The following is a 26,416-nucleotide window of genomic DNA, read 5'->3' as shown; positions in this document are numbered from 1 at the left end:
GTGGCGAAGGTGGTGCCGGTGAGCCAGCCGCCCAGCGCCAGGTAGGCGGTGGGGAACAGCAGCAGACCGGACCACCCCACGAAAACGAAGCGGTCGCGCTTGAGCCAGTCATCGAGGACGTCGAACCATCCCCGCTGCGGCGCGCGTCCAACAGCAATCGTCATGGGAAGAAACGGTGCGGAAAACCCGCGGAAGCTGTGTGGGATACCGGGCGATGGTAACAATGTTCCCCGCCAGCGCGAGACAGGCTGCAACGGGCTGACATGCCTTGGCGGATCTGGGTTCTGAACCCCCTAAGTATTTCTGCCTTCTGGGCGGTCGCAGTGCTGGCTCACTTCTGCTGCATCACCCAGGTGCCGTCCCAGTCCGGCCCCGGTGGCTCGGCCTGAAAGTGGTGGCAGCGCTCCAGGTGGAGCTGGCTGAGGCGGTCGTGGGGGTGCAGCTCCAGGGCCCGCTCGAAGGCTGCGATCGCACCGGGCCACGACTGATTCCGGTAGCGCACCAGGCCGTCGCGGTAGTGGTTGAGCACCTCCATGGCGGCGGGGAAGCTCTCCGCCGTGTGGAAATCCAGCACTTCGTGGATCAGCACCGGCTGGGTCTTGCCCTTCACCACCACCCGATCCGCCTCCCGCAGGCGGTAGGTGCCGCGCAGGCGCTGCACGGTGTCGTCGCTGACCAGCATGCGGGCGCCGTAGTGCTTGCAGGCGGATTCCAGCCGCGAGGCCAGGTTCACGCCATCACCGATCACGGTGTAGTTCATCCGTTTCGGTGAGCCGATGTTGCCGCTCACCACGGTGTCGGTGTGCAGGCCGATGCCGATAGTGATCGGCTGGAGGCCGTGATCGCCGCGCAATCGGTTGAAGTGCTGCAACTCCTCGAGCATGGCGATGCCGGCCCGCACGGCCCGGTCTTCGTCCTGTTCGCCGGCCACGGGCAGGCCGAAGACGGCCATGATCGCGTCGCCGATGAACTTGTCGAGCATGCCTCCTTCCTTCTGGAGACAATCGACCATCAAGGTGAAGTACTCATTCAGCAGCTGCACCGTGCCCTGGGCGCCGAGGGCTTCGGTGAGGGTGGTGAAGCTGCGGATGTCGCTGAACAGCACCGTGGCAAGGCTTTCGGCACCACCCAGCACAGAGGCGCCGCCACGCATCAGTTCATCGGCGATCACCGGATCCATGTAACGGGCCATGGTGCCCTTCATCCGCTTCTCCTCGCTGATGTCATCCAGCATCACCATCGAGCCGAGGGGTTGTCCCTTGACGCTGAGCAGCGGCAACACGCTGATGTTGGACGAGCAGTTCTGCCCCTCAATCTCCAGTTCCGCGTCGAGCACCACGCTGGGCTCGCCCCCCTGACGCACCTGGCCCACCCGTTCGGCCAGCCAGCTGTTGCGCCCTGCGAAGAGGTCGGCGGCGGCCCGGCCGATGATCTGCGGCGCCTCGGCCTGGAAGATGCGGCAGCCGGCCTGGTTGACGGTGCGGACCACGTCGTCATCGCCCAGGGTGATCACACCGTTCGACATGCTTTCCAGCATCGATTCGGCGTAGTTCTTCATCGTCTGCACGTCGTCGAACAGCTTGGCGTTCTCGAGGGCGACCGCCATCTGGGCCGTGAAGGCCTTGAGCCGTGCTTCATCGGCGTCGCTGAACACACCGCCGCGCTTGTTGAGCACCTGCGTGACGCCGATCAGCTTGCCGGCCTTGCTCACCACCGGTGTGCACAGCATCGAGCGGGTGAAGAAGCCGGTCTGGCGGTCGAAGGAGGGGTTGAAGCGCAGGTCGGCGTAGGCGTAGGGGATGTTCACCGTTTCACCGCTGGTGAACACGGTGCCGGCGATACCGAGGTGGTTGGGGAATCGGATCTTGGTGGCCCCGAGGCCTTCGCCGATCTCGGTGTAGAGCTCGTTGGTTTTGTCGTCGTTGAGGAACAGCGACGAACGCTCCGCCTTGAGCATGCGGGTGATCGTGCTGATGATCCGCTGCAGCAGAGCCCCCAGCTTCAGCTCACCGGACATCTCCGACACCACGCTGAGGAACTCGGTTTCCTGGGCGCGCTTGGCTTCCGCCTCCTCCAGCAGCAGTGAGCGTTGCAACGACACACTCGCCTGCCGGCCCATCGCCTCAAGCAGCCGTAAATCCCGCTGGCTGAACACACCGCCGGGGCGCTTGTTGAGCACCTCCAGCACACCGATCATGTCGCCCTGCATGCTGCGCATCGGCGCGCAGGCGATCGCACCGGTGCGGTAGCCGGTCTGCTCATCCACCGTGCGGTTGAAGCGCTCATCGGTGTAGGCGTCGTCGACCAGCAGGCCTTCACCGCTCTGGAACACGTGGCCGGCGATGCCGACGGTGTTGAGGATGCGGATTTCCCGCTCCAGGCCGCCGGCAGACTCGCGGCTGTAGAGCTCCTGAGTCTTGGGATCATTGACGAACAAGGTGCCGCGATCGGCACCGGTGGCCCGGGTCACCAGCTCCAGCAGGCAACTGAGCTGGCCATTGAGGCTGGGCTCAATCCCCACCGCGGTGGACACCTCCAGCAGGATCCGCGCCTCTTCCAGCTCCTGATCGAGTTGTGGCTGATCGATCTGCGGCTGCTCGAACGGCTGCTGAGTGCTCTGGTGCTGATCGTTGGGTGGTGTGTTGGGGGGACTCATGACCGTGACCCTCCTGCCAGCGGATTGCGCTGCTGCTCCAGCAGCTGTCGCTGGGCAAGCACCGTGGCCTGCAGCTGCTCCAGATCTGCCGCTGTTTCAGCCCGCAGTTGCTGCAGTTGGGCCTGATGGGCACTGTGTTGGTGCTCCAGCTTGATGCGGAGGGCGTCGACGGTATCGCGCAGCTCGCGTTTTTCCACTTCCGTTTCCTCCAGCAGCCCCGCACGCTCCCGCTCTGCCAGACGCTGGCGCCGCTCCAACTCGCTGCGCAGGGCCGCAATCGTGTCCTTCAGCTCGCGGGTCTGCTCGTCGCTCGTGGCCAGCAGTGTCTGCTGCTGCTGCTCCGCCAGCAATTGGCTCCGCTCCAGCTCCTGGCGCAGGGCCCGGATCGTGTCCTGCAGCTGGCCGATCGTGAGCTCCCGCTCCTGAGCTGATCCTGCTTCGGCAGCAGACACGGGGCTGGAGCTGGGCGGATTCATGAGCTGCCGCGGGATCCTCAGGGGTGGTGGCCGGACTGCAGCAGCATCTCTGAGGCTGCCGGCATCCGTGTTCGTCAAGCTTGCCGCCTGCGGGCCAAGATGACTGCTTCAAACCCTGGTTTCTGCATGGCGGCTTCCGAAGCCCCGCACAGCGCGATGTCCACCCCGGCCACCAGCTCCACTGCCTCCACAGCCACTGCCTCCAAGTCCAAGGATCTGCTGGAACAGCCGGTGCTCGGTTCACGGCGTCTGTCCAACCTGCTGGTGGCGGCGGTGGTGACCACCGGCGGCCTCGGCTTCCTGCTCACCAGTGCCTCCAGCCGTTTTGGGGTCGATCTGCTGCCGATCGGCCATCCGGCTGCGCTCGAGTGGGTGCCCCAGGGGCTGGTGATGGGTCTGTATGGCATCGCGGCAGTGCTGCTCTCGGCCTATCTGTGGTCTGTGATCGGCATCGACGTGGGCGGCGGCGTCAACCGCTTCGATCGCGGCGCCGGCACCGCCACGATCGAGCGCCGTGGCTTCCGCCAGATGATCCGCGTCGAGATTCCCCTGCGGGAGATCCAGGCGGTGAAGATCGATGTGCGCGATGGCCTCAACCCCCGCCGCCGCCTGGCCCTGAAGGTGCAGGGCCGCCGTGATCTGCCGCTCACCCGCGTCGGCGAACCGATCCCCCTGGCCGACCTGGAATTGTCCGGTGCCCAGCTGGCCCGCTTCCTCGGGGTGGCCCTCGAGGGGCAGTGAGCCAGGCTGCCACCCCCTGTGCCGCGCTGCTTCGCTGATGCCCGATTTCTCTGCTGCTCCATGCGCTGCCAGATCAAGGCAGCCCGTCCTGGCCCATTGCCCGCAGGGCTCCAGGACCCATCGCCTCAAGGGCGCTCTGGGTCGTTCCCTCTGCGCCGGCCTGTTGCTGCTGCTGCCGTGGGTGTTGTCGGCCTGTGGCGCTGAGCCGCGCGCCCAGACCCTGGGCTGCGGTGTTTCGGGGGCGCCCTGCCTGAGTGGAACCGCCCTGGTACGATTGCAGACCGCCAAGGGAGAGGTGGAGATCAGCCTCGATGGCGCTGCCGCTCCCCTCACCGGCGGCAACTTCGTGGACCTGGTCAAGCGGGGCGCTTACAACAACACCGTGTTTCACCGGGTGGTGCGCGAGCCCGTTCCCTTCGTGGTGCAGGGGGGTGATCCGCTCAGCGCCAATCCGAAGATTCCCGCCAGCCAATACGGCACCGGCAGTTTCATCGAGCCCAGCAGCGGCGAGGCACGGCTGATCCCCCTGGAGCTGACGATCAAGGGCGAAGCGGAACCCCGTTACGGCGAGCCGATCACCAATCCCAGCCTGACCCGCCAGCTGGCCCTGGTGCACCAGCGCGGTGCCGTGGCCATGGCCCGCTCCAACGACCCCAATTCGGCCAGCGCCCAGTTCTATGTGGCCCTCGAAGCCCTACCGGAACTGGACGGCCGCTATGCGGTGTTCGGCCGGGTGACGAAGGGGATGGAGGTGGTGGACAAGATCCAGCAGGGCGATCGCCTGGTGAAGGCCACGCTCGTGGAGGGCGGCACCCTGGTGAAGGACAAGCCCTGAGCGATCAGGCCGGCACCCGCTTGGCGGAAGCCGTCACTTTCAGATAGGCGGTGTTGACGCCGGAGGCCCGCTCCAGGGCCACCTTGCCGGTGCGGGCGATCTCGAGAATGCCGTAGGTCTCGAGAATCTGCTCGATGGCCACGAGCTTGCCCGGGTCGCCCACCACTTCCAGGGTGAGGGCGGTTTCGCCCACGTCGATCACATTGGCGCGGAACACCTGCACCAGGTCGAGGATGGCGGCGCGCTGCTCCGGCGGGGCTGCCACCTTGAGCAGCATCAATTCCCGCTCCACCGAGGGGATGGTGGAGAGGTCGGTCACGGCCAGCACATTGACCAGCTTGTTGAGCTGCTTGGTCATCTGTTCCACCGTGCGGCTGTCGCCCTCCACCACCATGGTGAGGCGCGAGACGCCGCTCTTTTCGGCGGGTCCCACCGCCAGGCTCTCGATGTTGAAGCCCCGGCGGGCGAACAGGCCGGAGATCCGGCTGAGGGCACCGGACTCGTCTTCCACCAACACCGACAGGGTGTGTTTCATCGCGGGGCGCGCCGAGGGCCGCAGGCTGGCCTCAAGTTACGTGTCCACCTCCCGGCCCTGGCGAGGGCTGCACGCCAGGGCATCACCGCAGGGCCGCCAGCCAGGGAAGCACCGCCTGATGAAAGGCGCCGGGCTGTTCGTCGTGGGGGCAGTGGCCCGCCTGCTCGAGCAGCACCAGCGGCAGCTCGGGCCGGATTGCCCGGCACTGCTCCGCCACCCGGGCGGGCACGAGGCGATCCTCGCGGCCCCAGAGCAACAACAGGGGTTGTTGCAGGCGCCGCAGCAGGGCCGGGGCCGTGGCGCGGTGGGGCCGCAGGGCCATGCCCACGCTCATCGCCCGCAACGCCCGGGCTGCGCCGGGCCGGCGGGCCGGCAGCGCGATCAGCCGGTGCAGGCCGCGGTCGTCGAGCACCGGCTGCAAGTAGGCGCTCTGGATCCCCAGCCCCAGCAGGGGGGAGTGGGCCAGCAGCGGCACGATCAGCTCCAGCGGCAGCAGCCGGCAGAGCAGCCGCACCGTCCAGCGCTTCAGCCGCCGCCAGCAGGGCGCTTCCCGCCCGGCGCCCGCCTGCGCAGCCAGCAGGGCGGGATCCGGCAGGGGCGCCGCCACCACGCCCCGCACCCAGGCAGGGAAATAGACGGCGCAGCTGAGGGCCACCAGACCACCGAGAGAATGGCCGATCAACACGGCCGGGGCCTGCACCACCTGCTCGAGGAAGGCCTGCAGCTGACGGGCCCAGAAGCGATTGTCCAGGGTCCGGCCGGGGGCGGACCCTGGCTGGCTGGAGGCGCCAAAGCCCACCAGATCAAGGGCGTAGACGCACCAGCCCGCCTCTGCCAGTTCAGCGGCGTTGTGGCGCCAGTGGCCGCTGCCGGCCGCGAAGCCATGCACCAGCAGCAGGGGCGGATGCCGCCGGTCGCCGACCCAGCGCCAGTGCACCACCAGCCCCTGCCAGCGCCAAACGGCGGCTTCGCCCCAGTCGGTCGGCGCAGGAGCGGCTGTCGAGGCAGCCGTCGGGGCCGTCGTCGTGTAGGGCCGCGACCTTCCCATGACGCGTCTTGTGGGCAAGCAGAATCCCCCCATCTTCAAGGTTCGTCCAGGTTCGCGAGCCGTTGGGTGGAAAGCCGGGATAACCATGTTTAGGTTGGCCGTCAGAACGCAAGTTCTGGCACCCAACAAAAGCTCCATTCCCCGTTCCGCCTGGAGTTCCGATGACCCAGACCCATCCAGCTGGTCTTGCCGCGGCCGGGCGGCACCTGAGACGCCATGTGCGCTTCAACGTGGGGCTCTCGGCCCTGTTCCTGCCGGTGGTGATGTTCACCGGCATCACGGTGGCGGTGGTGTCGTACCAGCACGCCCGCAACCTGGTCACAGAGCTGAACCGCGAGCGGATGGTCAGCGTGGCCAATGGCTTGGACTGGCAGTTGAAGGAGAGGCTGCGCATCCCGACGGTCCAGCGCCAGATCCAGTCGCTGATGACACTGGGGGATCTGCAACCCTTCCCGCAGCAACTCGAGCAGCTCCAGGTGCTGCGACAGGCCCTGGCCCTCACGCCAACAATCACCTCCTACTTCGTGGGCTACGGCAATGGCGAGCGAGTGCAGCTGCGGCGCATCAATTCCGAGGCCGACCGCACCCTCTTCCGCGTTCCTGCCGATACCAGGTATCTGGCCTTTATCGGGAGCCTGAAACCGGACGGCCGCATCCGCGCCCAGCAGGTGGTGCTGGATGGGGCCTTCCGCCCGCTGGAGATCCGCCCCGACCCAAGCGACGACGGCTACGACCCGCGGACACGGCCCTGGTATCGAGCCGCGCTCGACAGATCCGGCCCAGTAGCCACTTCGGTGTATCGCTTCGCAACCAGTGGTCGACTGGGCGTCAGCTTCGCGGAGCGGGTGCCCGGCACCAGCACGGTGGTGGGGGCAGACATGCCCCTGTTTCTGGCCAGCGAAGCGCTGATGGGGGTGGGGCGATCCCTCGGCAAGCTCAAGGATGTCAAGCTCGCCCTGGTGGACGCCCAGGGCACTTTGCTGGGCGTCAACCAGAGCAGCTACGGGTTGCATCCGAAGGGATCGTCCAGCCCCACCAATGGCGCGGACCGGCTGGAAGATGCCACCTCCCCGTTGCTCGCCCGGGTCGGCAAAGCGTTGCCTGCGCTGGAGAAGAGCCTCGGCTACGGCGATCTGCTCACCACCACCACCTTGAGCGTGGATGGCGAGTCTTGGGAGGTGGCCCTGGCCCGGTCTGTGCGGCTGGAGCAGACACAGACCTACCTGGCCATCGCCATCCCCAGCGAGCAGCTGTTCGCGGGGGCTCAGCGGCAGCAGCAGATGGCCATTCTCACCGTGTTGCTGGTGCTGCTGGTGGCGGGCCCGCTGGTGTGGCTGATCGCCCGGCTGGTGACCCGTCAGCTGCGCCAGCTGGCGCTGGAGGCGCAGGCGGTGCAGAACTTCGAGTTCGATGCGCCCCGCACGGTGAACTCGGTGGTGACCGAGATCGATGACCTCGCCACCAGCTTCGATGGGATGAAGGGCACGATCCGCCGCTTTTTGGGGGTGAGTGCCGCCATCGCGGCGGAAACGGATTTCGAGCGGCTGCTGGTGCGGGTGCTCGATGAGTCGATCGCCAACAGCCGTGCCCAGGGTGGCGCCCTGTTCCTCAACCTCGACGACGACAAGCTGCTCGATCCGGAGCTGCTGCGCAACGCGGCCGGCGAGACCCTGACCAACACCCTGCCGAAATTCCCCCTGGAGGGCATCCGGCGGCTGCTGGTGGGCAAGACGACCGGCAGCCTGGCGACCACCGGCCTGATTTCCCGCAAAGGCACCGCGATGGAACGCAAGCTGGCCGGGGCGATGGAGTTCAACGACGTGCCCTATGTGAGCCTGCCGCTGCTGAGCCGGTCGGGCGACCTGCTGGGCATGCTGCTGCTCTGGTTCAGGATCCCCCCCTCCGAGCAGCGGGTGGCCTTCATGGAGGCCTTCTCCAGCACCGTGGCCACCACCCTGGAAACCCGCCAGCTGATCCGGGCCCAGAAGGCCCTGTTCGAGGCCTTCATCGAGCTGATCGCCGGCTCGATCGATGCCAAGAGTCCGTACACCGGCGGCCACTGCAACCGGGTGCCGGAACTCACCAAGATGCTCGCCCAGGCCGCCTGCGAGGAGACCGAAGGTCCCTTTGCCGGGTTCTCCCTCTCGGAGGATCGCTGGGAGGCGGTGCACGTCGCCGCCTGGCTGCACGATTGCGGCAAGGTGGTCACCCCCGAATACGTGGTCGACAAGGCCACCAAGCTCGAGACCATCTACGACCGCATCCATGAGGTGCGGATGCGCTTCGAGGTGCTCAAGCGCGATGCCTGGATCGATTATTACCAGGGTCTGCTCAAGGGTGGTAGCGCCGCCGATCTGGGCGCCGAGCGCGACGCGGAACTGCAGCGCCTCGATGAGGATTTCGCCTTCGTGGCCGAGTGCAATCAGGGCGGTGAATTCATGTCGCCCGATCGGATCGAGCGGCTGGGCACCATCGCCGAGCGCACCTGGCGGCGCACCCTCGATGACCGGCTCGGCATCTCCAACGAGGAACTGAAGCGCAAGGAGCTGCTGCCTGCCGCCACCCTGCCGGTGGAGGAGCCCCTGCTGGCCGACCGGCCCGATCACCGCATCGAACGGCTGCCCTCCGATCGGTTGGATCCAGACAATCCCTGGGGCATCAAGGTGCAGACGCCCGAGCTGCTCTACGACCGGGGCGAACTGAAGAACCTCTCGATCTCGCGCGGCACCCTCACCGCAGAGGATCGCTACAAGATCAACGAGCACATCATCCACACGATCCGCATGCTCTCGGCTCTGCCGTTCCCGCGGCACATGAAGGATGTGCCCGAACTGGCGGGCGGCCACCACGAAACCCTGATCGGCACCGGCTATCCCAAAGGCCTGAAGAAAGAGGAGATGAGCGACGTGGCGCGGATGATGGCCATCGCCGACATCTTCGAGGCACTCACGGCGGCGGATCGGCCCTACAAGCCGATGAAGACCCTCTCGCAGGCGCTGAAGATCATGACATTCATGCGCAAGGATCAGCACATCGATCCCGAACTCTTCGCCCTGTTCATCCGCTCCGGTGTCTACAAGCGCTACGCCGAGCAGTTCCTCAAACCCGAACAGATCGATGCGGTCGACGAGGAGGCCCTGCTGGCCGGTTGACGGCTTCCCATGGCTGAGGCCTTCCCCCAGCTGCACCGGGAGGGCGCCGTGGAGCTCGACCTGGGCGGCGGCTTCTTTCGGCCCGAGTCGCGCCCGTCCCGCGATCTGGGGGTGCTGCTGGCGACCTGGCTGGCGCGGCAGGGAACCGGCACCCTGCGGGTGCTCGATGGCATGGCCGGCTCCGGTATCCGCGCCCTGCGCTACGGAGCCGAAGCCGAAGCCACCGCCGTGTGGGCCAACGATGCCGACCCCGATCGCCGGCCATTGCTGGAGCGCAACCTGGCGGGGCTGCCGGCCCTTGGTGTCGACCTGCGGGTCTCGGTCCGCACCGTCCAGGCGCTGCTGGCCGAGGCTCTGATCCGGCAGGATCGCTTCGATCTGGTCGACCTCGATGCCTTCGGCTGTCCGGCGGCCCTGGTGCCGCTGGCCCTGGAGGCGGTGGCCTTCGATGGGGTGCTCTATCTGGCCAGCACCGATGGCCGCTCCCCCACCGGCCACGACCGGCCCGCCGCCGTGCGGCGGCTGGGGGCGGCGGCCCGGGCCCATCCGGCCAGCTGGGAGCTGGCCCTGCGCCTGCAGCTGGGGGTGATCGCCCGCGCCGCCTGGGCCCTGGGCCGCGGAGTGCAACCCCTGTTCAGCTTCAGCGAGGGCCGCACCTTCCGCACGGCGGTGCGGCTGCGGCGCCGGGCGTCCCCCGGCGAGGAGAGCCGGCTGGGGCTGCTCGCCCTCTGCCACGGCTGCGGCGACCAGCAGGTGCAGAGCCTGCTGCAGCTGCGGCGCTGGGCGCCCTGCCTCTGCCGCCAGGCTCCGGCGGGGGAGCCCACCCCCCTGGCGATCAGCGGCCCCCTCTGGATCGGGCCGTTGCAGGATCCCGACGTGCTCGGCGCCATGGCCCCTGGGGCAGAGGCATCGATGCCGCTTGCGGAGATGACCTTGTTGCCGCTGCCGGCTCTGGGGACTCTCCTGGAACCCGCCAGCCTGAAGCTGCTGCAGCGCCTGCAGGCCGATCTGGCCACCGTGGCGCGCTGCTGGCCCACCGCGGAGATCGGCCGCCGGCTGGGAGGCGGTCCACCCCGGCTGGAGGTGATGATCCAGCGTCTGCGCCAGTTGGGCCACGGCGCCTGGGCCAGCGGTGTGATGGCAGCCCAGCTCCGCAGCGATGCCCCCTGGCCCGTGCTGCTGGAGGTGGCGCGTGCGGCTCAGGCTGATGCGCGCCGGCCTGCCGAGCCGGGCCACTTCTGCCGGGACACTGCTAAGTAGATTCGGCTTGCGTTCCAGCCCTGGTCATGGCCTCTGAAATCTTTGGCACCGCTGCCCTGTTCTGGGTGCTCATCCCCGTGGGGCTTGCCGGTGGCGTGTTGCTGCTGAAGCTGCTGAACGACTGACGCATCGGCTACCGATGCGCTCGTAGGCTCTGCCTGGTAGCGCATCCTCCATGCAGGTTCTGGTTGTTGGTGGAACGGGCACACTTGGCCGTCAGATCGCCAGGCGCGCCCTGGATGCCGGCCATCAGGTGCGCTGCATGGTCCGTTCCCCCCGCAAGGCATCGTTCCTGCAGGAATGGGGCTGCGAACTCACCCGGGGGGATCTGATGGATCCCGGCAGCCTCGACTACGCCCTGGAAGGCCAGGAGGCGGTGATCGACGCCGCCACGGCGCGGGCCACCGATCCCGGCAGCGCCTACGAGATCGACTGGACCGGCAAACAGAACCTGTTCGCTGCCTGCAGCCGCGCCGGCGTCAAACGCCTGGTGTTTCTGTCGTTGCTGGATGCGGCTCTGCATCGCAGCGTGCCGCTGATGGACATCAAGGCCTGCACCGAGGCCTGGCTGGAGGCCTCCGAGTTCGATTACACGATCCTGCGGGGCGTGGCCTTCATGCAGGGCCTGATCAGCCAGTTCGCCATCCCGGTGCTCGAAAGCCAGACCGTGTGGGTGAGCGGGGTTCCCACGCCGATCGCCTACATGAACACCCAGGACCTGGCCGCCTTTGCCGTGGCCGCTTTGGAGCGGCCCCAGACCGTGCGGAAGGCCTTCGCGGTGGTGGGGCCAAGGGCCTGGAACACCGGCGAGATCACCCAACTGTGTGAGCGCTACAGCGGCCGCGAGGCACGGGTGTTCCGGGTGCCGCCGCTGCTGTTGAAGGGGATGCAGGGGGTGGCCAGTTTCTTCGAGGCCAGCCTCAACGTGGCCGAGCGCCTCGCCTTTGCCGAGGTGACCGGCGGCGGCCGGCCGCTGGATGCGCCGATGGAGGAGAGCTATGCCGCTTTCGGCCTCGACCCTGCCGACACCACGAAGCTGGAGGATTATTTGAAGGAGTATTACGACACCATTCTCAAGCGCCTGCGCGACATGGACGCTGACTTGGATAAGAATGCTAAGAAGAAGCTGCCTTTCTGAACCTGCTTTTCAGAGCCAGCCTGGCTGGTCGGAACCGGGCGAAGCCTGAAGGATCCCTGGAGAGCCGTCGAGTTACAGATCAGAACGTCCTTGCCTGTCTTTGATCCTTCTTTTCTAGATGATCAATAGTCATTCTGGCTTGGCTTGATCTTATCGACTTGAATCTGGCCTATTTGATCTGACCTGCCTCGAATCTGGCCTGACAGAAATCCGCCTGATCCACATCCGGCTGCCCCAAAGCCGCCTGACCCAAAGCGGTCTCTGATCCAAAACCGCCTGATCCAAAGCCGTCTGATCAATCCGCTGCGGCCGATCCTGGCCCGCCTGAGTTCCATCGGCCTGATTCATGCCCAGACGATCGGTTGCATCGGCCCAGGATGGCCACGCCGAGACGGGGCATTCGACGGGGCTTGCGGTTATCACGTAACGTTGTCATTGGATTTCTTGCTTTTCTGGGAGGGTGCTTCTCAGGGACGGGGCATGGTCTAGAATGGTGGATGTGCAGTTAACCGGATAAATTGCCGATGTTTACGCTTCAACGAGCCACTCAGATCTTTCCCGAAACCCTCTCGGCCGATGTGGTTCCGGCCATCACGGCCCGCTTCCGCCTGCTGAGCGCGGAAGATCAGTTGGCCCTGATCTGGTACGCCTATCTCGAGATGGGCACCACGATCACGGTGGCGGCCCCAGGCGCCGCACGCATGCAGTTTGCCGAGCCGGTGCTCAACCAGATCAAGGCGATGGGGGCGGCGGAGCAGACCCAGGTGATGTGTGATCTGGCCAACCGCAGCGACACCACCATCGGCCGCGCCTATTCCAACTGGTCGGTGAATATCAAGCTGGGCTTCTGGTATCAGCTCGGTGAGTGGATGGCCGCAGGCCTGGTGGCCCCGATTCCCAAGGATTACCAGCTCTCCGCCAACGCCTCGTCGGTTCTCACCGCCCTCAAGGGTGTAGAGCAGGGCCAGCAGATCACCCTGCTGCGCAACTTCGTGGTGGACATGGGCTTCGATCCTCAGAAGGGAGAGGGTCAGCGGGTGATGGAGCCGATCGCGGCTCCCACACCGGAAGACCAGCGCCAGAAGGTGTTCATCGAAGGGGTGATCAATCCCACGGTGAATTCCTATATGGATTTGCTCAACGCCAACGATTTCGACAACCTCATCGGCCTCTTTCTGCCGGATGGTGCGCTCCAGCCCCCTTTCCAGAAGCCGATCGTGGGGACCGATGCCATCCTGCGCTTCTTCCGGGAAGAATGCCAGAACCTGCGCCTGTTACCCGAGCGGGGCTATGCCGAACCCACCGATGGGGATTTCACCCAGATCAAGGTGACCGGCAAAGTTCAGACCCCCTGGTTCGGGGCCAACGTGGGCATGAACGTGGCCTGGCGTTTCCTGCTCAACCCGGAGGGCAAGATTTATTTCGTGGCCATCGATCTGTTGGCGTCCCCCGCCGAACTGCTCAAGTTCGCCCGTTGAGGCCTGCCACCCGAACCGGCCTGCTGCTGGCATTCACGATCCTGCTGGCCTGGCTGTTCAGCCTGGCCGGCCTTGTGGTGGTGGATCTGTCCCGGCTGTCCTGGCAGCTGGTGCTGCTGGCCGTGTTCGGACGCACCTTCCTGCAGACAGGCCTGTTCATCGTCGGCCACGACGCCATGCACGGCACCCTCTGGCCAGAGCGAAAGCGCTGGAATCACAGGATCGGTGCCTTGGCCTTGCAGCTCTATGCGGCCCTGCCCTATCGCGCCTGCTGCCGCAACCACCATCACCATCACCTGGCCCCAGGCAGCGTCCTCGATCCGGATGGCCCTCCCCATCCCAACAGTGGTGTGGTCAGCTGGTACATCCGCTTCATGGCGGGGTATCTGTCCTGGCCCCAGATGACGCGCTTGCTCGGCGGCTGGACCCTTCTGGCCCTCGTCGCGCAGGTGATGTCTGTGGCTGCGATCAGCACAGGCATAGCCAGCAGCGTTAGTGCTGCCAACGGCATGAGCGCTGCCAACGACATGAGCCCTGCCAGCAGCGTGATCTCCGCGATCAGCAAGGTCTTGCTGTTCTACAGCCTGCCGCTGCTGTTGAGTTCTCTGCAAATGTTCGCCTTCGGGACCTATTTCCCCCACCGCAAACATCGCCACACCCAGGGCCTGGCTGCCATTGAGAGCCTGAACCTTTCAGCGCCGCTATCTCTGCTGGCCTGCTACCACTTCGGCTATCACCGAGAGCACCACCAGTGGCCGGATCTGGCCTGGTTTGAACTTCCTGAGCGGCGGTCCAGCGCGCTTGCAACCGCCAATCCGTTACGATCTTCTTCAAGGTGGGCGAAGCAGATCTGACTCCAGCCGACAGCCTCTTCAAGACCATGAACATGAACGAATCAATTGTGACCGGTTGGAGCGAGCAGGAACAGGGCATTGCTCGCGGGGCGCTGGATCGTGCCCAGCTGCGGGCCGTGCACGTCTTGATCGAGGCGATCAGAGTTCAGTCTGGCCGCCTCGATTCGATCGATTCCGTCTGGAATCTGCACGATTTTCTCAGCACGCAGCGTTATCAGATCGAAGGCAGATTCGATTTCCGGCTCGATGGCATTCTCTTCGTCTTTGCCAGCCTTCTGAAGGAAGGATTGATTTCCCTCGAAGAACTTGAGGGTCTTGGCGATGAAAAGCTGGCCAAGATCAAAGCCATGTCTCTCTTCTGAAGCGTCCACGCCGAACTGATGCGGCCGAACTCTCTGCATCAAACCTTCTGCATCAAACCTTTCCATCCCTAGGTTCTGCACCGAATCTTCCCAGCCGTGGCTTCCTTCACACGGAACCATCTCTGCCGCCCGAGGATCGATATCTGCAAATGGCGAAGCCATCTCTGCAAAATGGGCAGGACAACTCGGACGGCCGGGTAAAATCATTACTTGTGCGGTTGGTCGGATGTCGATTTCGCAGATCAAGAACCTTCAGCGCCGCCTCGCCAATCTCGAGCAGGAAGCCACCGAGGAGATCAACCGGGCCTGCGGCCATGAGCTCTGGCAGAGCCTCGGTTTCGATGCTCTCGATACCCTCGAGGATCCGGATCGTCGCTGCCGGGCGAACTACTACTACGGCCAGCTCCAAACGGTGCGTGAACTGCGCGACGTCATCAGCTGAGGTTGGGACTGAGGTTGAGGTTGAGGTTGTGGCTTCAGCAGCCGCAGGAACCGCACGCACCACAGCCAAGCCCCCTTATCCGCCCCCGCCGGCTCGGCCCGATTTCCCGCCGCCGGCCCGTCCGCCCCGTCCTGGGGAGCGCCGGCCTGGGGAGCGCCTGCCTGCTGACGGCGCAAGGAGCTGTGGCTGCCCCGTCGCGCGTTGACGCAACAGCCCCTGCACACGCCGATCTTCCTCTGGGGTCAGTGCACGCCACTGGCCGGGATCCAAGCCGCTCAGGTCCAGGAGAGGCTGTTCATCCATCAGGTCGATGGAGGCGCGCACCAAGCGGAGGGTTGGATAGCCCACTGCCGCGGTCATCCGCCGCACCTGCCGGTTGCGTCCCTCCCGCAGTTGCAGCTCCAGCCAGGCGGTGGGAATGGCGAGGCGATGCCGGATCGGCGGCACCCGCTCCGGTAGTTGCGGCGGCGCTAGTGCCCGAGCGCGGGCCGGCAGGGTGCGCTTTCCCTGCAGCATCACACCCTCGACCAGTCGCTGCAGCGCCTCGGCACTGGGTTCACCTTCCACCTGCACCCAGTACGTGCGCCAGTGGCCCCAGGCTGGATCGGTGAGGAGATGTTGCAGGGGGCCGTGGTCGGTGAGCAGCAGCAGGCCCTCGCTGTCCGCATCGAGGCGCCCGGCGGCATAGACGCCCGGCACCGGAATGAAGGAGGCCAGGCAATCCCAGCGACTTCCAGGTTCCGGCGTGAACTGGCTCAGCACCCCATAGGGCTTGTGAAAGAGCAGGTGGGTCAGAGGCGGGCCTGCCAGAGGTTGACCGCGCCGATCGCGATCAGCAGAAGTCCGAGATCCATCGACAGAGGAGGCAGAACCATGGGGCGCAGCGGGGATCCGGGCGAAAGCGCAGTGACCCTAGGGCCATTGGCCTCTTCCCCGGTGGGGGCGGAGCGGGCCGGAAGGGCGAGATCTAGACTCAGAGCAGTGATCTTCGTCTGCCACGCCACCGCCGCATGATTGAAACCTCGGGAGTGATTGAGAAGGAACAGGGCAACGGCTTCTATCTGGTGACCCTGGAGCAGCCCGCTGGGCACCAATGTCTGTGCCGTGCGGCCGGCAAGCTCACCAAGTTCCGCATCAAACTCCTCGCCGGCGACAAGGTGCTGGTGGAGATCAGCCCCTACGACCTCACCCGCGGCCGCATCACCTACCGCGAGCGCAACGCCGGAGCCACCGGCCCCCGGCCGGGCGGCAATCGACCCGGCGGCCCCCGTCGCCGCTGAGGCGATGGTTCAGAGCTGAGCCCATCCGGATCAGGCTCAGCTTTGACCTGTTGTTGTCTCAGCCCACCGGCGCACCCAGCAAGGATTCGATCGCGGCCTTGAATTCGCTGCGCTGCTTCACGCCGCGGAACTGCTGTTTGAGCTCCTTGTCAAAGAACAGCTGCACCGTTGGGGTGCCGCTGACGCCAGCCTGCACGGCGATCTCCTGATCGGCGTCGATGTCGATCTCCACACCTTGGGCGCGCCCGCCGAGTTCCTCAAGCACCCGCTTCAGCTGGGGCTTGAGCACGTGGCAGGGGCCGCAGGTGGGTGAGGTGTAGACCACCAGCAAAGGCTTGTTGCTGTCGTGGTAGAGCTTGCGCAGGGCAAAGCCACCCTTCTGCCAGAGGGCATCGGGATCGAAATTGTCGCCGTCGCTGGTGACGGTTCGCACCGGTTCACCGGCCGGAGCTGGATCCACCGGATCGTGGCTCACGGTCACCGCCAGATCGTGGTGGGTGAGCCAGCGCTCCGCGGCCAAGGCGGCCTGGCAGCCGCTGCCTGCGGCAGTGATGCCCTGGCGCCATTCCGCATCGGCCACGTCGCCGGCAGCGAAGACGCCCTCCAGGCTGGTTTCGGGTCGGCCTTGGCGGGTCACGAGGTAGCCGAGGGAATCGAGGTCCAGCTGGCCGCGCACCAGACGGGTATTGGGGGTGTGGCCGATGGCATAGAAGAGGCCGCGCACGGCCAGCTCCTCCCTGGCGCCCTGGCCTGTGCTGCCTGAATCGGTGGCCGCCGTGCTCGTGTCGCCCAGGGTGAGGCACTCCAGCCAGCCGTTGCCGCTGGCCCCCACGACCTGGCGGTTCCAGTGCACCGTGATCGCCGGGTTGGCCAGCACCCGATCGGCCATGGCGGCACTGGCACGCAGCTTGTGGGTGCGCACGATCAGGTGGACGTGGCTGCCGTATTTGGTGAGGTACACGGCCTCTTCGCAGGCGGAATCACCGCCTCCCACCACGGCCAGCTCGGCGTCGCGGTACTGGGGCGTGGCTCCATCACAGATGGCACAGGCGCTGATGCCGTGGCTCCAGAAGGTCTCCTCCTCCGGCAGGCCGAGGCGGTTGGCGCTGGCCCCGGTCGCCAGGATCACGGACTGGGTTTGGATCACCTGACCCTCGGCGGTGATCCGGTAGGGGCGGCTGGAGAGGTCGATGGCGGTGGCATCAGCCTCCACCAGCCGAGTTCCCCAGCGCACCGCCTGGGCCTTCATCCGGTCCATCAGGTCCGGGCCAAGGATGCCGTCGGGGAAGCCCGGGAAGTTCTCCACATGGGTGGTGGTCATCAGCTGACCACCGGGGATGCCGCCGTCCTGGAAGCCGGTGATCAGCACCGGGCTGAGGTTGGCGCGGGCGGCATAGATGGCCGCGGTGTAACCGGCCGGCCCGGAACCCACGATCACCAGGTTCTCGGGTGAGGGTGCGTCTTGAGACGGTGGGTCCACGGACGGCGGCGTTCCCATCGGCTTAGGCGGAATGACTATGAGTTGAGCCTAAGGGATGGCTGAGCGCGTTGTGGACACCATTGCCCGAGTCGGTGAACTAAGTCGGTGACCTGAGTTCAGTCAGATCTCAAGCAGGCCATCGGTTTCGGGATATTGACCTTCGCCCAGCTGTCTCGGCACCATCAGCACATTGGCCTCGAGCATTTCAGGATGTTCTTCAAGGCAGAGGAGCCACTCGCGGAACTCCTCATTCAGGGCAAAACTGTCTTCGTAATGCTCAAGAGCGTCAAGGGTGGCCCGTCGCGCGAGGGCCCAGCAGACGGCCACCGTGAGGCGTCGATGCACCGAGGCGTCCATGGATTGATGGGCGGATGCGCACACGCTGCCCGTCCATCGGCTGGTTCGTGGTGTCGGTTGACACAACGTCGTAAATCAAGCCATACCACCTGTATCACATATCTGCATGTCAAGCACTGCGGCGCAAAAAATCAGGAAGCTGGGGGCCGCTCAGCCGGATCACCTCCCCAGCCCGATCGCGCAGGGCCTGCATCGGCAGATTGGCTGAGGGGATCGCTCCGGCAGTGGCCTGGGGCAGCTCGCTGCTGCGGCTGCGGATCAGATAAGGCTCGCTCAGCGACCAGCTGCGGGCGTAGCGCATCAGCAGGGGATCGGCCGGCGCAAACACGTAGGAGCACTGGCGCGGCACCGGCTCAAGCGCGGCGCGGCTGCTGTCCATGCGCACCGCCCGGGTGATCCCCTGCAGGAAACGGCTGCGGGTCACCACCGTGGTGAGGTAGGCCACCACCCGCAGCCGCGGCGCATCGAAACCCTCAGCGCACATATCGATGCTCACCAGCCAGCGGCCCTCGCCGCGCTGAAAAGCCTGCAGGCGATCGGCGGCATCGGGATCCTGCGAGTGCACCAGCTGCACGCGGTCGCCCTGCTCCTCCAGCAACCCGGTGATCCGGCGGGCATGGGCGATGTCGCGGGCGATCACCAGACCGCCCGCATCCGGGTGCTCCTGCCGCACCTCCTCCAGCTTGCGCTGGGCCCGGATCAGCAGTTGCAGGGCAATGCTGCTGGGATCCCCCAGTTGGATGGCACGCCGCAGGTTGCGGGCCCGCCAGCTCTCCCGTTCTTCGGCCGAAAGAGGTGAGGTTTCGCCGTCGGGATCGTCGGGACGGCGGCCGTGATCGACGCAACCGTCCTGGAAGCGGAACTCCAGGGGGCGCACATCACCGGCCACGATCAGCTCCCGCGGTTCGACGCTGAGGTCGGGCACGATCCGCTCCACCGTCCTGTCGCCTTCGCTGGCCTGCACCCGGCGGGCGGCACAGAAGGCGAGGTTGTCGGCGCGGAAGGGGGTGCCGGTGAGCCCCAGCCGCAGGCTGGCTGTGACGGTGAGCCGGGTGAAGGCCTGTCCCCAGGCACTGGCCTCCGGCTCGTCCGGATCGAGCCCGAGATGGTGCACCTCATCGGCGATCGCCATCCAGGAACCCAGCCCAGGATCCGCCAGCAGTGCCTCCAGCCGTTCGCCATGGCGACTCGCGGTCTGATAGGTGATCAGAAGACCGTGGCTGTCGGCGCTCCGCTGCGGCTGCTCGGGATCCCAGAGGGCCAGCCGCAGCCCCAGGCGGGCCGAGGAAGCCTGCCACTGGCCGGCAATCGAGCTGCGATGGCAGAACACCACAAAGCGGCTGAGCTGGCCGTCCCGGTGCAGTCGCTGAAATCCGAGCAGGGCTCCAAGCGTCTTGCCGGCGCCGGGACCAGCGTTGACCAGCACATCGTGGCCATTGGGGTGAGGCTGCAGCAGGCGGCGACGCAGCAGCTGCAGCAACAGCACCTGCCACTGGCGGGGTTGCACCGCAAAGCAGGCCAGGCTGCCCGGCTGCGGCCCCAGATCGAACGACGGCGAGTTCATCGGCCGATTCTGCTGCCGTCGCGCTGGATCTTGAGCAATGTTTCCTATAGGTTTCTTGTCAGTTCTGCCTATGTTCCGGCCAAAAGGGGCTCTGATCTGCATCAGGCCGTTTTTCGGCAGTGACTTGACCAACCGGGTCAACCGACTCCTCAACCGAATCGCCAGAGGAACTGCAGCCCCTTCCCCAGCGGCTGATTCGGTTCTTTCTCCTCGGTTTTCTCGCTTCGATTCTCTCAGCAACCGTTCTCAGCAACCAGGCCTGCTCTTTCCTTTGGGCGCGAGCCGCTCGTTTCCGTTCTGCCCTGGCGTCATGCCCGAACCTTCGCCTTTCTTCCCCACCGAGGAGCAGGCCGTGCTGGAGCGCTGCTGGCGGCTCGAGTGCGACATCGATCCGATGATCCTGCGGGCCCGCATGCTGCGGCGCCAGGGCTGGCCTTGCCAGGCGCTCTGCCTGGAACAGGAGCTGCTGCCCCTGTTCTGAGCCCCGAGCCATGTCTGTGCTCGTTGTGAGACGGATTTGCGACGAGGCTGGACAGGCAAGGGGGCATGGTCCACGGCCTGTCAAGACTGCCTGTCAAGACTGCCTGTCATCACGGCCTGTCGTCACTCCCCCTCCTCACTGACTGCGGCTGTAGTGGATGGATCCACTGAGGACCCCGTTGGTGGGCGACTCCACACAGCGGGCTGCCATCGCCGCACCTGGTTCTCCTTAATGGGTAGGCAGGCCTTTGCTGAGGCTCCATTGACGAGGTTGTTGGTGCCGCGTGAGCGGCAGGCCGGTGAGTGTCGGGTGGCGGCAACGCCGGAAACCGTCCGCCGGCTTTGTGGACTGGGACTGGCCGTGAGCGTGGAGGCCGGGGCTGGAGAAGCCTCTGGCTATGGCGATGCGGCCTACCAGGAGGCCGGCGCCGAGCTCTGCACGCCGGAGGCCCTTCCCTGGGAGGCAGCGGAGATCGTGCTGTGCGTGCAGCCGCCGCCGCTTGAGTCCTTGGCTCGCCTGCAGCCCGAGGCCCTGTTGATCGGCCTGCTGGCTCCCTACGGCGCAGATGCCTTGGTGGCGTTGCTGGCAGAGCGGGGGGCCTCGGCCATCGCCCTCGAACTGCTGCCCCGCATCAGCCGCGCCCAGTCGATGGACGTGCTCTCCTCCCAGGCGAACATCGCCGGCTACAAGGCGGTGCTTCTGGCGGCAAGCCAGCTGGATCGCTACATGCCGATGCTGATGACGGCCGCCGGCACGATTCAGCCCGCCCGTGCCCTGATCCTTGGCGCCGGCGTGGCGGGCCTGCAGGCCCTGGCCACAGCCCGCCGTCTTGGTGCCGTGGTGACCGTGAGCGATGTGCGGCCCGCCGCCAAAGAACAAGTGGAATCCCTGGGCGGACGTTTCCTTGAGCCTCCGGCCCAGCAGGAGCGTCCCGCCGAAGCCGGTGGCTATGCCCAGGCGGCCAGCGAAGCGTTTCTCGAAGCCCAGCGCCAGCAGCTGGCCGAGCAGCTGGCCGTCTCAGATCTGGTGATCTGCACGGCCCAGGTGCCTGGCCGTCCGGCGCCCCGGCTGATCAGCGAAACCATGCTGGATGGCATGCGCCCCGGTTCTGTGGTGGTGGATCTGGCGGTGGCCCAGGGGGGCAACTGCGCCGCCACCGTTGCCGGTGAAACGGTGAACCGCAACGGCGTGCTGCTGATCGGTGCCGATGCCCTGCCCAGCAGCGTGGCCAACCACGCCAGCGCCCTCTACGCCCGCAACCTGCTGGCGCTGATCGAGTATCTGGCCGAGCCCGCCTCCCCTGGGGAGGCCGCAGAGCAACGCCGCCAGCAGCTCGATCCACAGGATCCGATCCTGTCCGGCTGCCTGTTCATCAGCCGGGGAGATTGCCTGCATCCCGAGGTGTTGAGCAGCGGCACGGCGACCAAAGCCGAAGTCGCCAGTGCGCGAGCCGGCACGACTGATTCCAGCACTGCTGGATCGATCACCGCTGAATCCAGCACCGCCGAACCTGCCGCCCCCCACCCTGACGCCTTGGAATCCACCGTGGGAGCCTCCCGATGATCGACATCACCAACGCCCTCTGGGTGCTGCTGCTCGGCAGCCTGCTGGGACTGGAGCTGATCGGCAAGGTGCCGCCGACGCTGCACACCCCCCTGATGAGCGGCGCCAACGCCATCAGCGGCATCACGGTGCTGGCCTCCCTCACCCTGATCGTCCGCGCCGGTGATCAGCCGGCCCTGCTGCTGCTGGGCTCGCTCTCGCTCGGTTTCGCCCTGTTCAACGTGATCGGTGGCTTTCTGGTCACCGATCGCATGCTCGCCATGTTCCGCCGCCGGGGAGACCGCTGATGGCCACACTTCATTCGCTTGCCTCGCTGCTCTCCTCCAGCCTGGAATCCCTGCGGCAACTGCCGCCGCAGGTCGTGGGCGACGCCATTGACCTGGTGTCGGTCTTGCTGCTGGCCCTGGGCATCAAGGGGCTGGCCAAGGTGCGCTCGGCCCGTTTTGCCAATGGTCTGGCGGCTCTGGCCCTGGGACTGGCCGTGCTGGGTCTGCTGATCCAGCTACAGCCTGATGCCACCGCCTGGTTGTGGATCGCCGCCGGCAGTGCGGCCGGTGGCCTGCTGGGACTGGTGATGGCCCAACGGGTGCCGATGACGGCCATGCCCGAAACCGTGGCTCTGTTCAACGGCTGCGGCGGCATGGCTTCGCTGCTGGTGGCCTTCGGAGTGTCCCGGTATGAGGGGCTCGACGACGGGGGCTGGGTGGCGGCTGCTTCGATCGTGGTGTCGCTGCTGGTGGGAGCGATCACCTTCAGTGGCTCCCTGGTGGCGATGGCCAAACTGCGGGGCTGGCTCGATACCCCCGCCTGGACCCAGAGCAACCTGCGCCATGGCGTGAACATCGGCCTGGCCCTGGTCTGCCTGGTGGGCGCCCTGGCCCTGAGCTCCGATCCCGGCGGCTGGCCGTTGCTACTGCTCGTGCTGGCCTCCAGCCTGCTGGGCATCGGTGTGACGCTGCCGATCGGCGGTGCCGACATGCCGGTGGTGATCTCCCTGCTCAACTCCTATTCCGGCGTGGCCGCCGCTGCCGCCGGTTTCGTGGTGGGCAGCCAGCTGCTGATCGTGGCCGGCGCCATGGTGGGCGCCGCTGGCCTGATCCTCACCCAGGTCATGTGCACGGCGATGAACCGATCGCTGGTTTCGGTGTTGTTCGGCGGTGCCCTGGGTGCCGCAGCGCCGGCTGGTGGTGGCGGTGGTGGAGACGCCACCAGCTACAGCCGCATCGTCAGCTGCAGCCCTGAAGAATGCGCCATGGCCCTCGAGAACGCCGAGCGCGTCGTGTTCGTGCCGGGTTACGGCCTGGCCGTGGCCCAGGCCCAGCACGCCCTGCGGGAGCTGTCCAAGCTGCTGGAGGCCCATGGTGTCTCGGTGAGCTACGCCATCCACCCGGTGGCGGGCCGCATGCCGGGCCACATGAATGTGCTGCTGGCGGAGGCGGATGTGCCCTACGAGCAGATGGTGGAGATGGATCTGATCAATCCCGAGTTCCCCGCCACTGATGTGGTGATCGTGCTCGGCGCCAACGACGTGGTGAACCCCCAGGCCAAGACCGATCCCAGCAGCCCCCTCTACGGCATGCCCGTGCTGGAGGTGGATCAGGCCCGCCAGGTGTTCGTGGTCAAGCGCAGCCTCGGCGCCGGCTACGCCGGCATCGCCAACGCCCTGTTCGAGCTGCCCCAGACGGCCATGGTGTTCGGCGATGCCAAGGCCGTGCTCAATGGCCTGCTCACCGAACTGCGGGCGTTGGGGGTCGGCAAGGTCAAGGAAACGGTATCCCTTTGACGTCGACATCCAGCACGGAACCATCGCGCTGGATCTCGACCTTCAGAGACCGGGAAGGGGGTGCCTCGCCAGCGCAGGCCTCCATGATCGGCAGGTGTCCCTCGCAATGATGCGTGGCTTCCGCTTCGCCCGCCGATCTGTCGCAGCCGCCCTTCCGCCAGCGCTTCCCCTGGATTGGCGGCGATCTGCAGACGCTGCGGGACACGCTTCACACGCCGAAACTGCCGCTGGATCGGGGATTGCCGCTTGAGTGGCCGGTGGGAGCGCTGCCCTGCCGATCGTCTTCCCCGTCTCCTGATCGCGCCAGATCCGGCTCCGGCGACCGCCTGCTGGCGCTGCTCGATGGGGCCCCAACCAAGGCAGACGCCCGTGGCCTGGTGCTGGTGCTGCATGGCCTGGGTGGATCAAGCGATCGCGAGGGCCTGCGGCGGATGGGGCTGACCCTGCAGGCGGCCGGTTTTGCGGTGTTGCGGCTCAACTTGCGCGGTGCCGGTGCCGGCCGCCGCCTGGCCGGCGGCACGTACGCGGGCCGCTGCAGCAGTGACCTGCTGCCGGTGATCGCCCAGGCGCGCCGCCTGGCCGAGGAGCTGGGACAGGCCACCCAGACCGGGCCCCTGGCCGGCCGGCCGCTGCCCCTGCTGGGGGCGGGGATTTCCCTGGGCGGCACGATGCTGCTCAATGCCTGCCTCGATGGCGCGGGCCAGGCCTCTGGCGCTGGCAGTGAACCTGTGCTGGATGGACTGGTCTGCATCAGCAGCCCGTTGGATCTGGATGCCTGCTCCCGCCAGATCGAGCGGCCCCGGAACCGTCTCTATCAACGCTGGCTGCTGGAGCGTCTCTGCCGCCAGACCGTCGAGGATCCCTTCGGGGTGACGCCCCAGGAGCGCCAGGCTCTTGAGGGTGCAGAGCGGTGCCGCACGATCCGCGCCTTCGATGCGGCGATCACGGCGCCCCGCTGGGGCTATGGCTCGGTGGAGCACTACTACGCCGCAGCCAGCCCCCTGCCGCGCCTGCTGGCGGGGGAAGCACTGCCGCCGACGCGGCTGCTGCACGCGGTGGATGATCCCTGGGTGCCGGTGGAGGCCACCCGCCGGCTTGCCAGGCGGGCTTCTGCTGGGATCGAGGTGACGCTCACCTCAGGCGGCGGCCACAACGGGTTCCATGGCAGCGAGGATCACCGCCGCCCACCCGGCTGCTGGGGCGACTGGCTCACGGCCCGCTGGCTGCTCGACTTCAGCGCAGCGCAGGGCTGAACGGCTGCCGTTGCAGGATCCACGCCTCGATCGGTCGCCCGCCGATCACATGCTCGTGCAGGATCCGCTCGATCCGCTCGGGCGTCACGCCGCCATAGACGATCCCTTCCGGCCAGAGCAGCAGGATCGGCCCGTCGCTGCAGATGCGTAGGCAATCGGCCTTGGTGCGCAGCACGATCCCCTCGGGGCGCCCAGGCGATTCCAGGCCGAGCTCCCGCACCAGGCGCTTGAGGGTGTCCCAGCTGGCTGCGCCCACGGCCGGATCGCAGCAGAGCGCCTTGGTGGGGGTGGCGCAGAGCAGCAGGTGGTGGGCGACCTGCGGCAGAGGGGTCATGGCGTTGTGGACGTCATCGGGGCGTGGGGCTTCGGGGCAGCCATCAAGCCGGCATTGCCGCCGGGGCCTTGGCGTTCCGCCGGGCTGCAGCCTCACGCACCGCCTCGCGCGACCAGGCGTCCACCGCCAGCACGTCGTCCAGGGAGGGATCGGCCCTGAGGTCGGCCCGGTGGCGATCACACACCACGTCGATCAGCTGCGGAATCTCGAGGAAGTGGATCTGCTCGTCGAGGAAGAGGGCCACGGCCTGCTCGTTGGCGGCGTTCAGCACCGCCGGCATGGTGCCGCCGGCGCGGCCGGCCGCGTAGGCCAGCTCCATGCAGGGGTATTTGGCCGGATCGGGGGCGCGGAACGTTAGCTGGCCCACCGCAGTGAGATCAAGCCGGCGCCAGGGGGTCTCGAGCCGCTCCGGCCAGCTGAGGCAGTAGAGGATCGGCAGCTTCATATCGGGCCAGCCCAGCTGGGCCAGCACCGAGGAATCGGCCAGCTCCACCATCGAATGGATGATCGACTGCGGGTGGATCACGATCTCGATCTGGTCGTAATCCAGCCCAAACAGGTAGTGGGCTTCGATCACCTCGAGACCCTTGTTCATCAGCGAGGCCGAATCCACCGTGATCTTGCGCCCCATGCTCCAGTTGGGGTGGCTGGTGGCATCGGCCACAGTGGCCCTGGCCAGATCGGCGGCGTCCCAGTCGCGGAAGGCGCCGCCGCTGGCGGTGAGCTGGATGCGGCGCAGACCGGGGGTGGGCACGCCCGTGCTGAGCCGGGCAGTGTCGGCCCAGGGGGTGCCCTGCAGGCACTGGAAGATGGCCGAGTGCTCGGAATCGGCCGGAAGCAGCCGCGAGCCACTCCTGGCCAGCTCGGGCAGCACCACAGGCCCGGCGGCAATCAGGGTTTCCTTGTTGGCCAGGGCCAGGTCTTTACCGGCCCGCACCGCCGCCAGGGTGGGCAGCAGGCCGGCGCAACCGACGATGCCGGTCACCACCAGATCGGCGCTGGGCCAGGCGGCGGCGGCGCAGAGCCCATCCGGGCCGCCCAGCAGCTCCGGCAACCGGGCAGGTCTGGCACCGGGCTCGAGGGCCTGCAGCCGCTCGCGCAGCACCGCCACCAGCTCCCCATCGGCCAGGGCCACCACCTCCGGGGCGTGACGCTGGATCTGATCGATCAGCAGGTCGAGGTTGCGGCCGGCGGTGAGGGCCACAACTCGGAAGCGATCCGGAAACTCCTCAACGATCTCGAGGGTCTGGGTGCCGATCGAACCCGTGGATCCCAGCACGCTGAGGGCTTTCACAGGCGGATCGGCGTGGAGCGCGGCCAGTCTCCCATTGGGAGGGCGGCTGT

General features: G+C 66.7%; 26 protein-coding genes and 1 pseudogene. 16 read left to right on the top strand and 11 right to left on the bottom strand.

Annotated elements, in window-relative coordinates:
• From KQ310_RS02665 to KQ310_RS02655, 3 genes and pseudogenes are all read right to left on the bottom strand, one after another.
• Positions 1-164, bottom strand: a pseudogene (locus KQ310_RS02665) (photosystem II D2 protein (photosystem q(a) protein)); the annotation flags it as partial.
• 167 nt (positions 165-331) lie between these two features.
• Positions 332-2,656 (bottom strand): adenylate/guanylate cyclase domain-containing protein, encoded by a 2,325-nt coding sequence (locus KQ310_RS02660; protein WP_259720236.1) that lies wholly within the window; start codon positions 2,654-2,656, stop codon positions 332-334.
• The gene (locus KQ310_RS02655; protein ID WP_259720235.1) at positions 2,653-3,132 is read right to left on the bottom strand and encodes a hypothetical protein; all 480 of its coding nucleotides are present in this window, start codon (positions 3,130-3,132) and stop codon (positions 2,653-2,655) included. The genes KQ310_RS02660 and KQ310_RS02655 overlap by 4 nt, the downstream gene beginning before the upstream one ends.
• Before the next feature lie 156 nt (positions 3,133-3,288).
• On the opposite strand from KQ310_RS02655, the gene KQ310_RS02650 reads away from it, so the two are divergent.
• Both KQ310_RS02650 and KQ310_RS02645 read left to right on the top strand, forming a co-directional pair.
• A complete protein-coding gene (locus tag KQ310_RS02650) occupies positions 3,289-3,873 on the top strand; it encodes a photosystem I assembly protein Ycf4 (RefSeq protein WP_259720234.1) in 585 nt (194 codons plus the stop codon).
• 37 nt (positions 3,874-3,910) lie between these two features.
• On the top strand, positions 3,911-4,708 hold the full coding sequence (locus KQ310_RS02645; RefSeq protein WP_259720233.1) for a peptidylprolyl isomerase: 798 nt from the start codon (positions 3,911-3,913) through the stop codon (positions 4,706-4,708).
• A 4-nt stretch (positions 4,709-4,712) separates the two neighbouring features.
• Here the strand turns inward: KQ310_RS02645 and ilvN are convergent, their stop codons facing one another.
• Complete coding sequence (gene ilvN / locus KQ310_RS02640) at positions 4,713-5,243, bottom strand: acetolactate synthase small subunit (RefSeq protein WP_197169929.1); 531 nt, start codon at positions 5,241-5,243, stop codon at positions 4,713-4,715.
• Positions 5,244-5,325: 82 nt separating this feature from the next.
• Positions 5,326-6,291 carry an alpha/beta fold hydrolase gene (locus KQ310_RS02635; protein WP_259720232.1) on the bottom strand — a complete coding sequence of 322 codons (966 nt, stop codon included), beginning with the start codon at positions 6,289-6,291 and terminating at the stop codon, positions 5,326-5,328.
• 161 nt (positions 6,292-6,452) lie between these two features.
• Here KQ310_RS02635 and KQ310_RS02630 point away from each other — a divergent pair, with 161 nt between their 5' ends.
• The 8 genes from KQ310_RS02630 to KQ310_RS02595 all read left to right on the top strand — a co-directional run bounded on the left by KQ310_RS02630 (position 6,453) and on the right by KQ310_RS02595 (position 14,977).
• Positions 6,453-9,443, top strand: coding sequence for an HD domain-containing phosphohydrolase (locus KQ310_RS02630; RefSeq protein WP_259720231.1), 2,991 nt, complete (start codon positions 6,453-6,455; stop codon positions 9,441-9,443).
• A 9-nt stretch (positions 9,444-9,452) separates the two neighbouring features.
• Positions 9,453-10,703, top strand: a complete 1,251-nt coding sequence (locus KQ310_RS02625) for a N2,N2-dimethylguanosine tRNA methyltransferase (RefSeq protein WP_259720230.1) — start codon at positions 9,453-9,455, stop codon at positions 10,701-10,703.
• Positions 10,704-10,729: 26 nt separating this feature from the next.
• Entirely contained in the window at positions 10,730-10,828 is a 99-nt protein-coding gene (gene petM, locus KQ310_RS02620; protein WP_197154579.1) for a cytochrome b6-f complex subunit PetM, read from the top strand.
• Positions 10,829-10,878: 50 nt separating this feature from the next.
• The gene (locus KQ310_RS02615) at positions 10,879-11,841 is read left to right on the top strand and encodes an NAD(P)H-binding protein (RefSeq protein WP_259720229.1); all 963 of its coding nucleotides are present in this window, start codon (positions 10,879-10,881) and stop codon (positions 11,839-11,841) included.
• A 524-nt stretch (positions 11,842-12,365) separates the two neighbouring features.
• Complete coding sequence (locus tag KQ310_RS02610; protein WP_259720228.1) at positions 12,366-13,319, top strand: orange carotenoid-binding protein; 954 nt, start codon at positions 12,366-12,368, stop codon at positions 13,317-13,319.
• On the top strand, positions 13,316-14,173 hold the full coding sequence (locus tag KQ310_RS02605) for a fatty acid desaturase (protein WP_259720227.1): 858 nt from the start codon (positions 13,316-13,318) through the stop codon (positions 14,171-14,173). Before KQ310_RS02610 ends, KQ310_RS02605 begins: the two co-directional genes overlap by 4 nt.
• Before the next feature lie 26 nt (positions 14,174-14,199).
• Positions 14,200-14,535, top strand: coding sequence for a hypothetical protein (locus KQ310_RS02600; RefSeq protein ID WP_311134687.1), 336 nt, complete (start codon positions 14,200-14,202; stop codon positions 14,533-14,535).
• Positions 14,536-14,761: 226 nt separating this feature from the next.
• Positions 14,762-14,977 carry a hypothetical protein gene (locus KQ310_RS02595; RefSeq protein WP_259720226.1) on the top strand — a complete coding sequence of 72 codons (216 nt, stop codon included), beginning with the start codon at positions 14,762-14,764 and terminating at the stop codon, positions 14,975-14,977.
• A gap of 75 nt (positions 14,978-15,052) precedes the next feature.
• On the opposite strand, the gene KQ310_RS02590 is transcribed toward KQ310_RS02595, so the two are convergent.
• Entirely contained in the window at positions 15,053-15,787 is a 735-nt protein-coding gene (locus KQ310_RS02590) for a pseudouridine synthase (protein WP_259720240.1), read from the bottom strand.
• Between the two features lie 200 nt (positions 15,788-15,987).
• Here KQ310_RS02590 and infA point away from each other — a divergent pair, with 200 nt between their 5' ends.
• Entirely contained in the window at positions 15,988-16,257 is a 270-nt protein-coding gene (gene infA / locus KQ310_RS02585) for a translation initiation factor IF-1 (RefSeq protein ID WP_015108791.1), read from the top strand.
• Between the two features lie 58 nt (positions 16,258-16,315).
• Here infA and KQ310_RS02580 read toward each other — a convergent pair whose 3' ends face one another.
• The 3 genes from KQ310_RS02580 to KQ310_RS02570 all read right to left on the bottom strand — a co-directional run bounded on the left by KQ310_RS02580 (position 16,316) and on the right by KQ310_RS02570 (position 19,658).
• Entirely contained in the window at positions 16,316-17,755 is a 1,440-nt protein-coding gene (locus KQ310_RS02580) for an FAD-dependent oxidoreductase (protein ID WP_259720225.1), read from the bottom strand.
• A 102-nt stretch (positions 17,756-17,857) separates the two neighbouring features.
• Positions 17,858-18,094: a hypothetical protein gene (locus tag KQ310_RS02575; RefSeq protein WP_259720224.1), complete on the bottom strand. Its 237-nt coding sequence runs from the start codon at positions 18,092-18,094 to the stop codon at positions 17,858-17,860.
• A gap of 109 nt (positions 18,095-18,203) precedes the next feature.
• Entirely contained in the window at positions 18,204-19,658 is a 1,455-nt protein-coding gene (locus tag KQ310_RS02570) for a DEAD/DEAH box helicase (RefSeq protein ID WP_259720223.1), read from the bottom strand.
• Between the two features lie 310 nt (positions 19,659-19,968).
• Between KQ310_RS02570 and KQ310_RS02565 the strand changes: the two genes are divergently transcribed.
• The 5 genes from KQ310_RS02565 to KQ310_RS02545 all read left to right on the top strand — a co-directional run bounded on the left by KQ310_RS02565 (position 19,969) and on the right by KQ310_RS02545 (position 24,738).
• Positions 19,969-20,139, top strand: coding sequence for a hypothetical protein (locus KQ310_RS02565; RefSeq protein ID WP_259720222.1), 171 nt, complete (start codon positions 19,969-19,971; stop codon positions 20,137-20,139).
• Positions 20,140-20,370: 231 nt separating this feature from the next.
• Positions 20,371-21,702, top strand: a complete 1,332-nt coding sequence (locus KQ310_RS02560; RefSeq protein ID WP_259720221.1) for a Re/Si-specific NAD(P)(+) transhydrogenase subunit alpha — start codon at positions 20,371-20,373, stop codon at positions 21,700-21,702.
• Positions 21,699-21,989 (top strand): NAD(P) transhydrogenase subunit alpha, encoded by a 291-nt coding sequence (locus KQ310_RS02555; protein ID WP_197154600.1) that lies wholly within the window; start codon positions 21,699-21,701, stop codon positions 21,987-21,989. The genes KQ310_RS02560 and KQ310_RS02555 overlap by 4 nt, the downstream gene beginning before the upstream one ends.
• On the top strand, positions 21,989-23,485 hold the full coding sequence (locus tag KQ310_RS02550) for an NAD(P)(+) transhydrogenase (Re/Si-specific) subunit beta (RefSeq protein ID WP_259720220.1): 1,497 nt from the start codon (positions 21,989-21,991) through the stop codon (positions 23,483-23,485). Before KQ310_RS02555 ends, KQ310_RS02550 begins: the two co-directional genes overlap by 1 nt.
• 113 nt (positions 23,486-23,598) lie before the next feature.
• Positions 23,599-24,738, top strand: coding sequence for a YheT family hydrolase (locus KQ310_RS02545; RefSeq protein ID WP_259720219.1), 1,140 nt, complete (start codon positions 23,599-23,601; stop codon positions 24,736-24,738).
• Here KQ310_RS02545 and KQ310_RS02540 read toward each other — a convergent pair.
• Positions 24,719-25,072 carry a ferredoxin gene (locus KQ310_RS02540; protein ID WP_259720218.1) on the bottom strand — a complete coding sequence of 118 codons (354 nt, stop codon included), beginning with the start codon at positions 25,070-25,072 and terminating at the stop codon, positions 24,719-24,721. The genes KQ310_RS02545 and KQ310_RS02540 overlap by 20 nt on opposite strands.
• A gap of 43 nt (positions 25,073-25,115) precedes the next feature.
• Positions 25,116-26,366 (bottom strand): 1-deoxy-D-xylulose-5-phosphate reductoisomerase, encoded by a 1,251-nt coding sequence (locus tag KQ310_RS02535; protein WP_259720217.1) that lies wholly within the window; start codon positions 26,364-26,366, stop codon positions 25,116-25,118.
• Positions 26,367-26,416 lie beyond the last annotated feature (50 nt).

The sequence above is a fragment of the Synechococcus sp. CS-1328 genome, assembly GCF_025128095.1.
Classification (GTDB): domain Bacteria; phylum Cyanobacteriota; class Cyanobacteriia; order PCC-6307; family Cyanobiaceae; genus CBW1002.
Note: the sequence above shows the minus strand (reverse complement) of the source record. Positions and strands in the feature narration are given on the sequence as shown.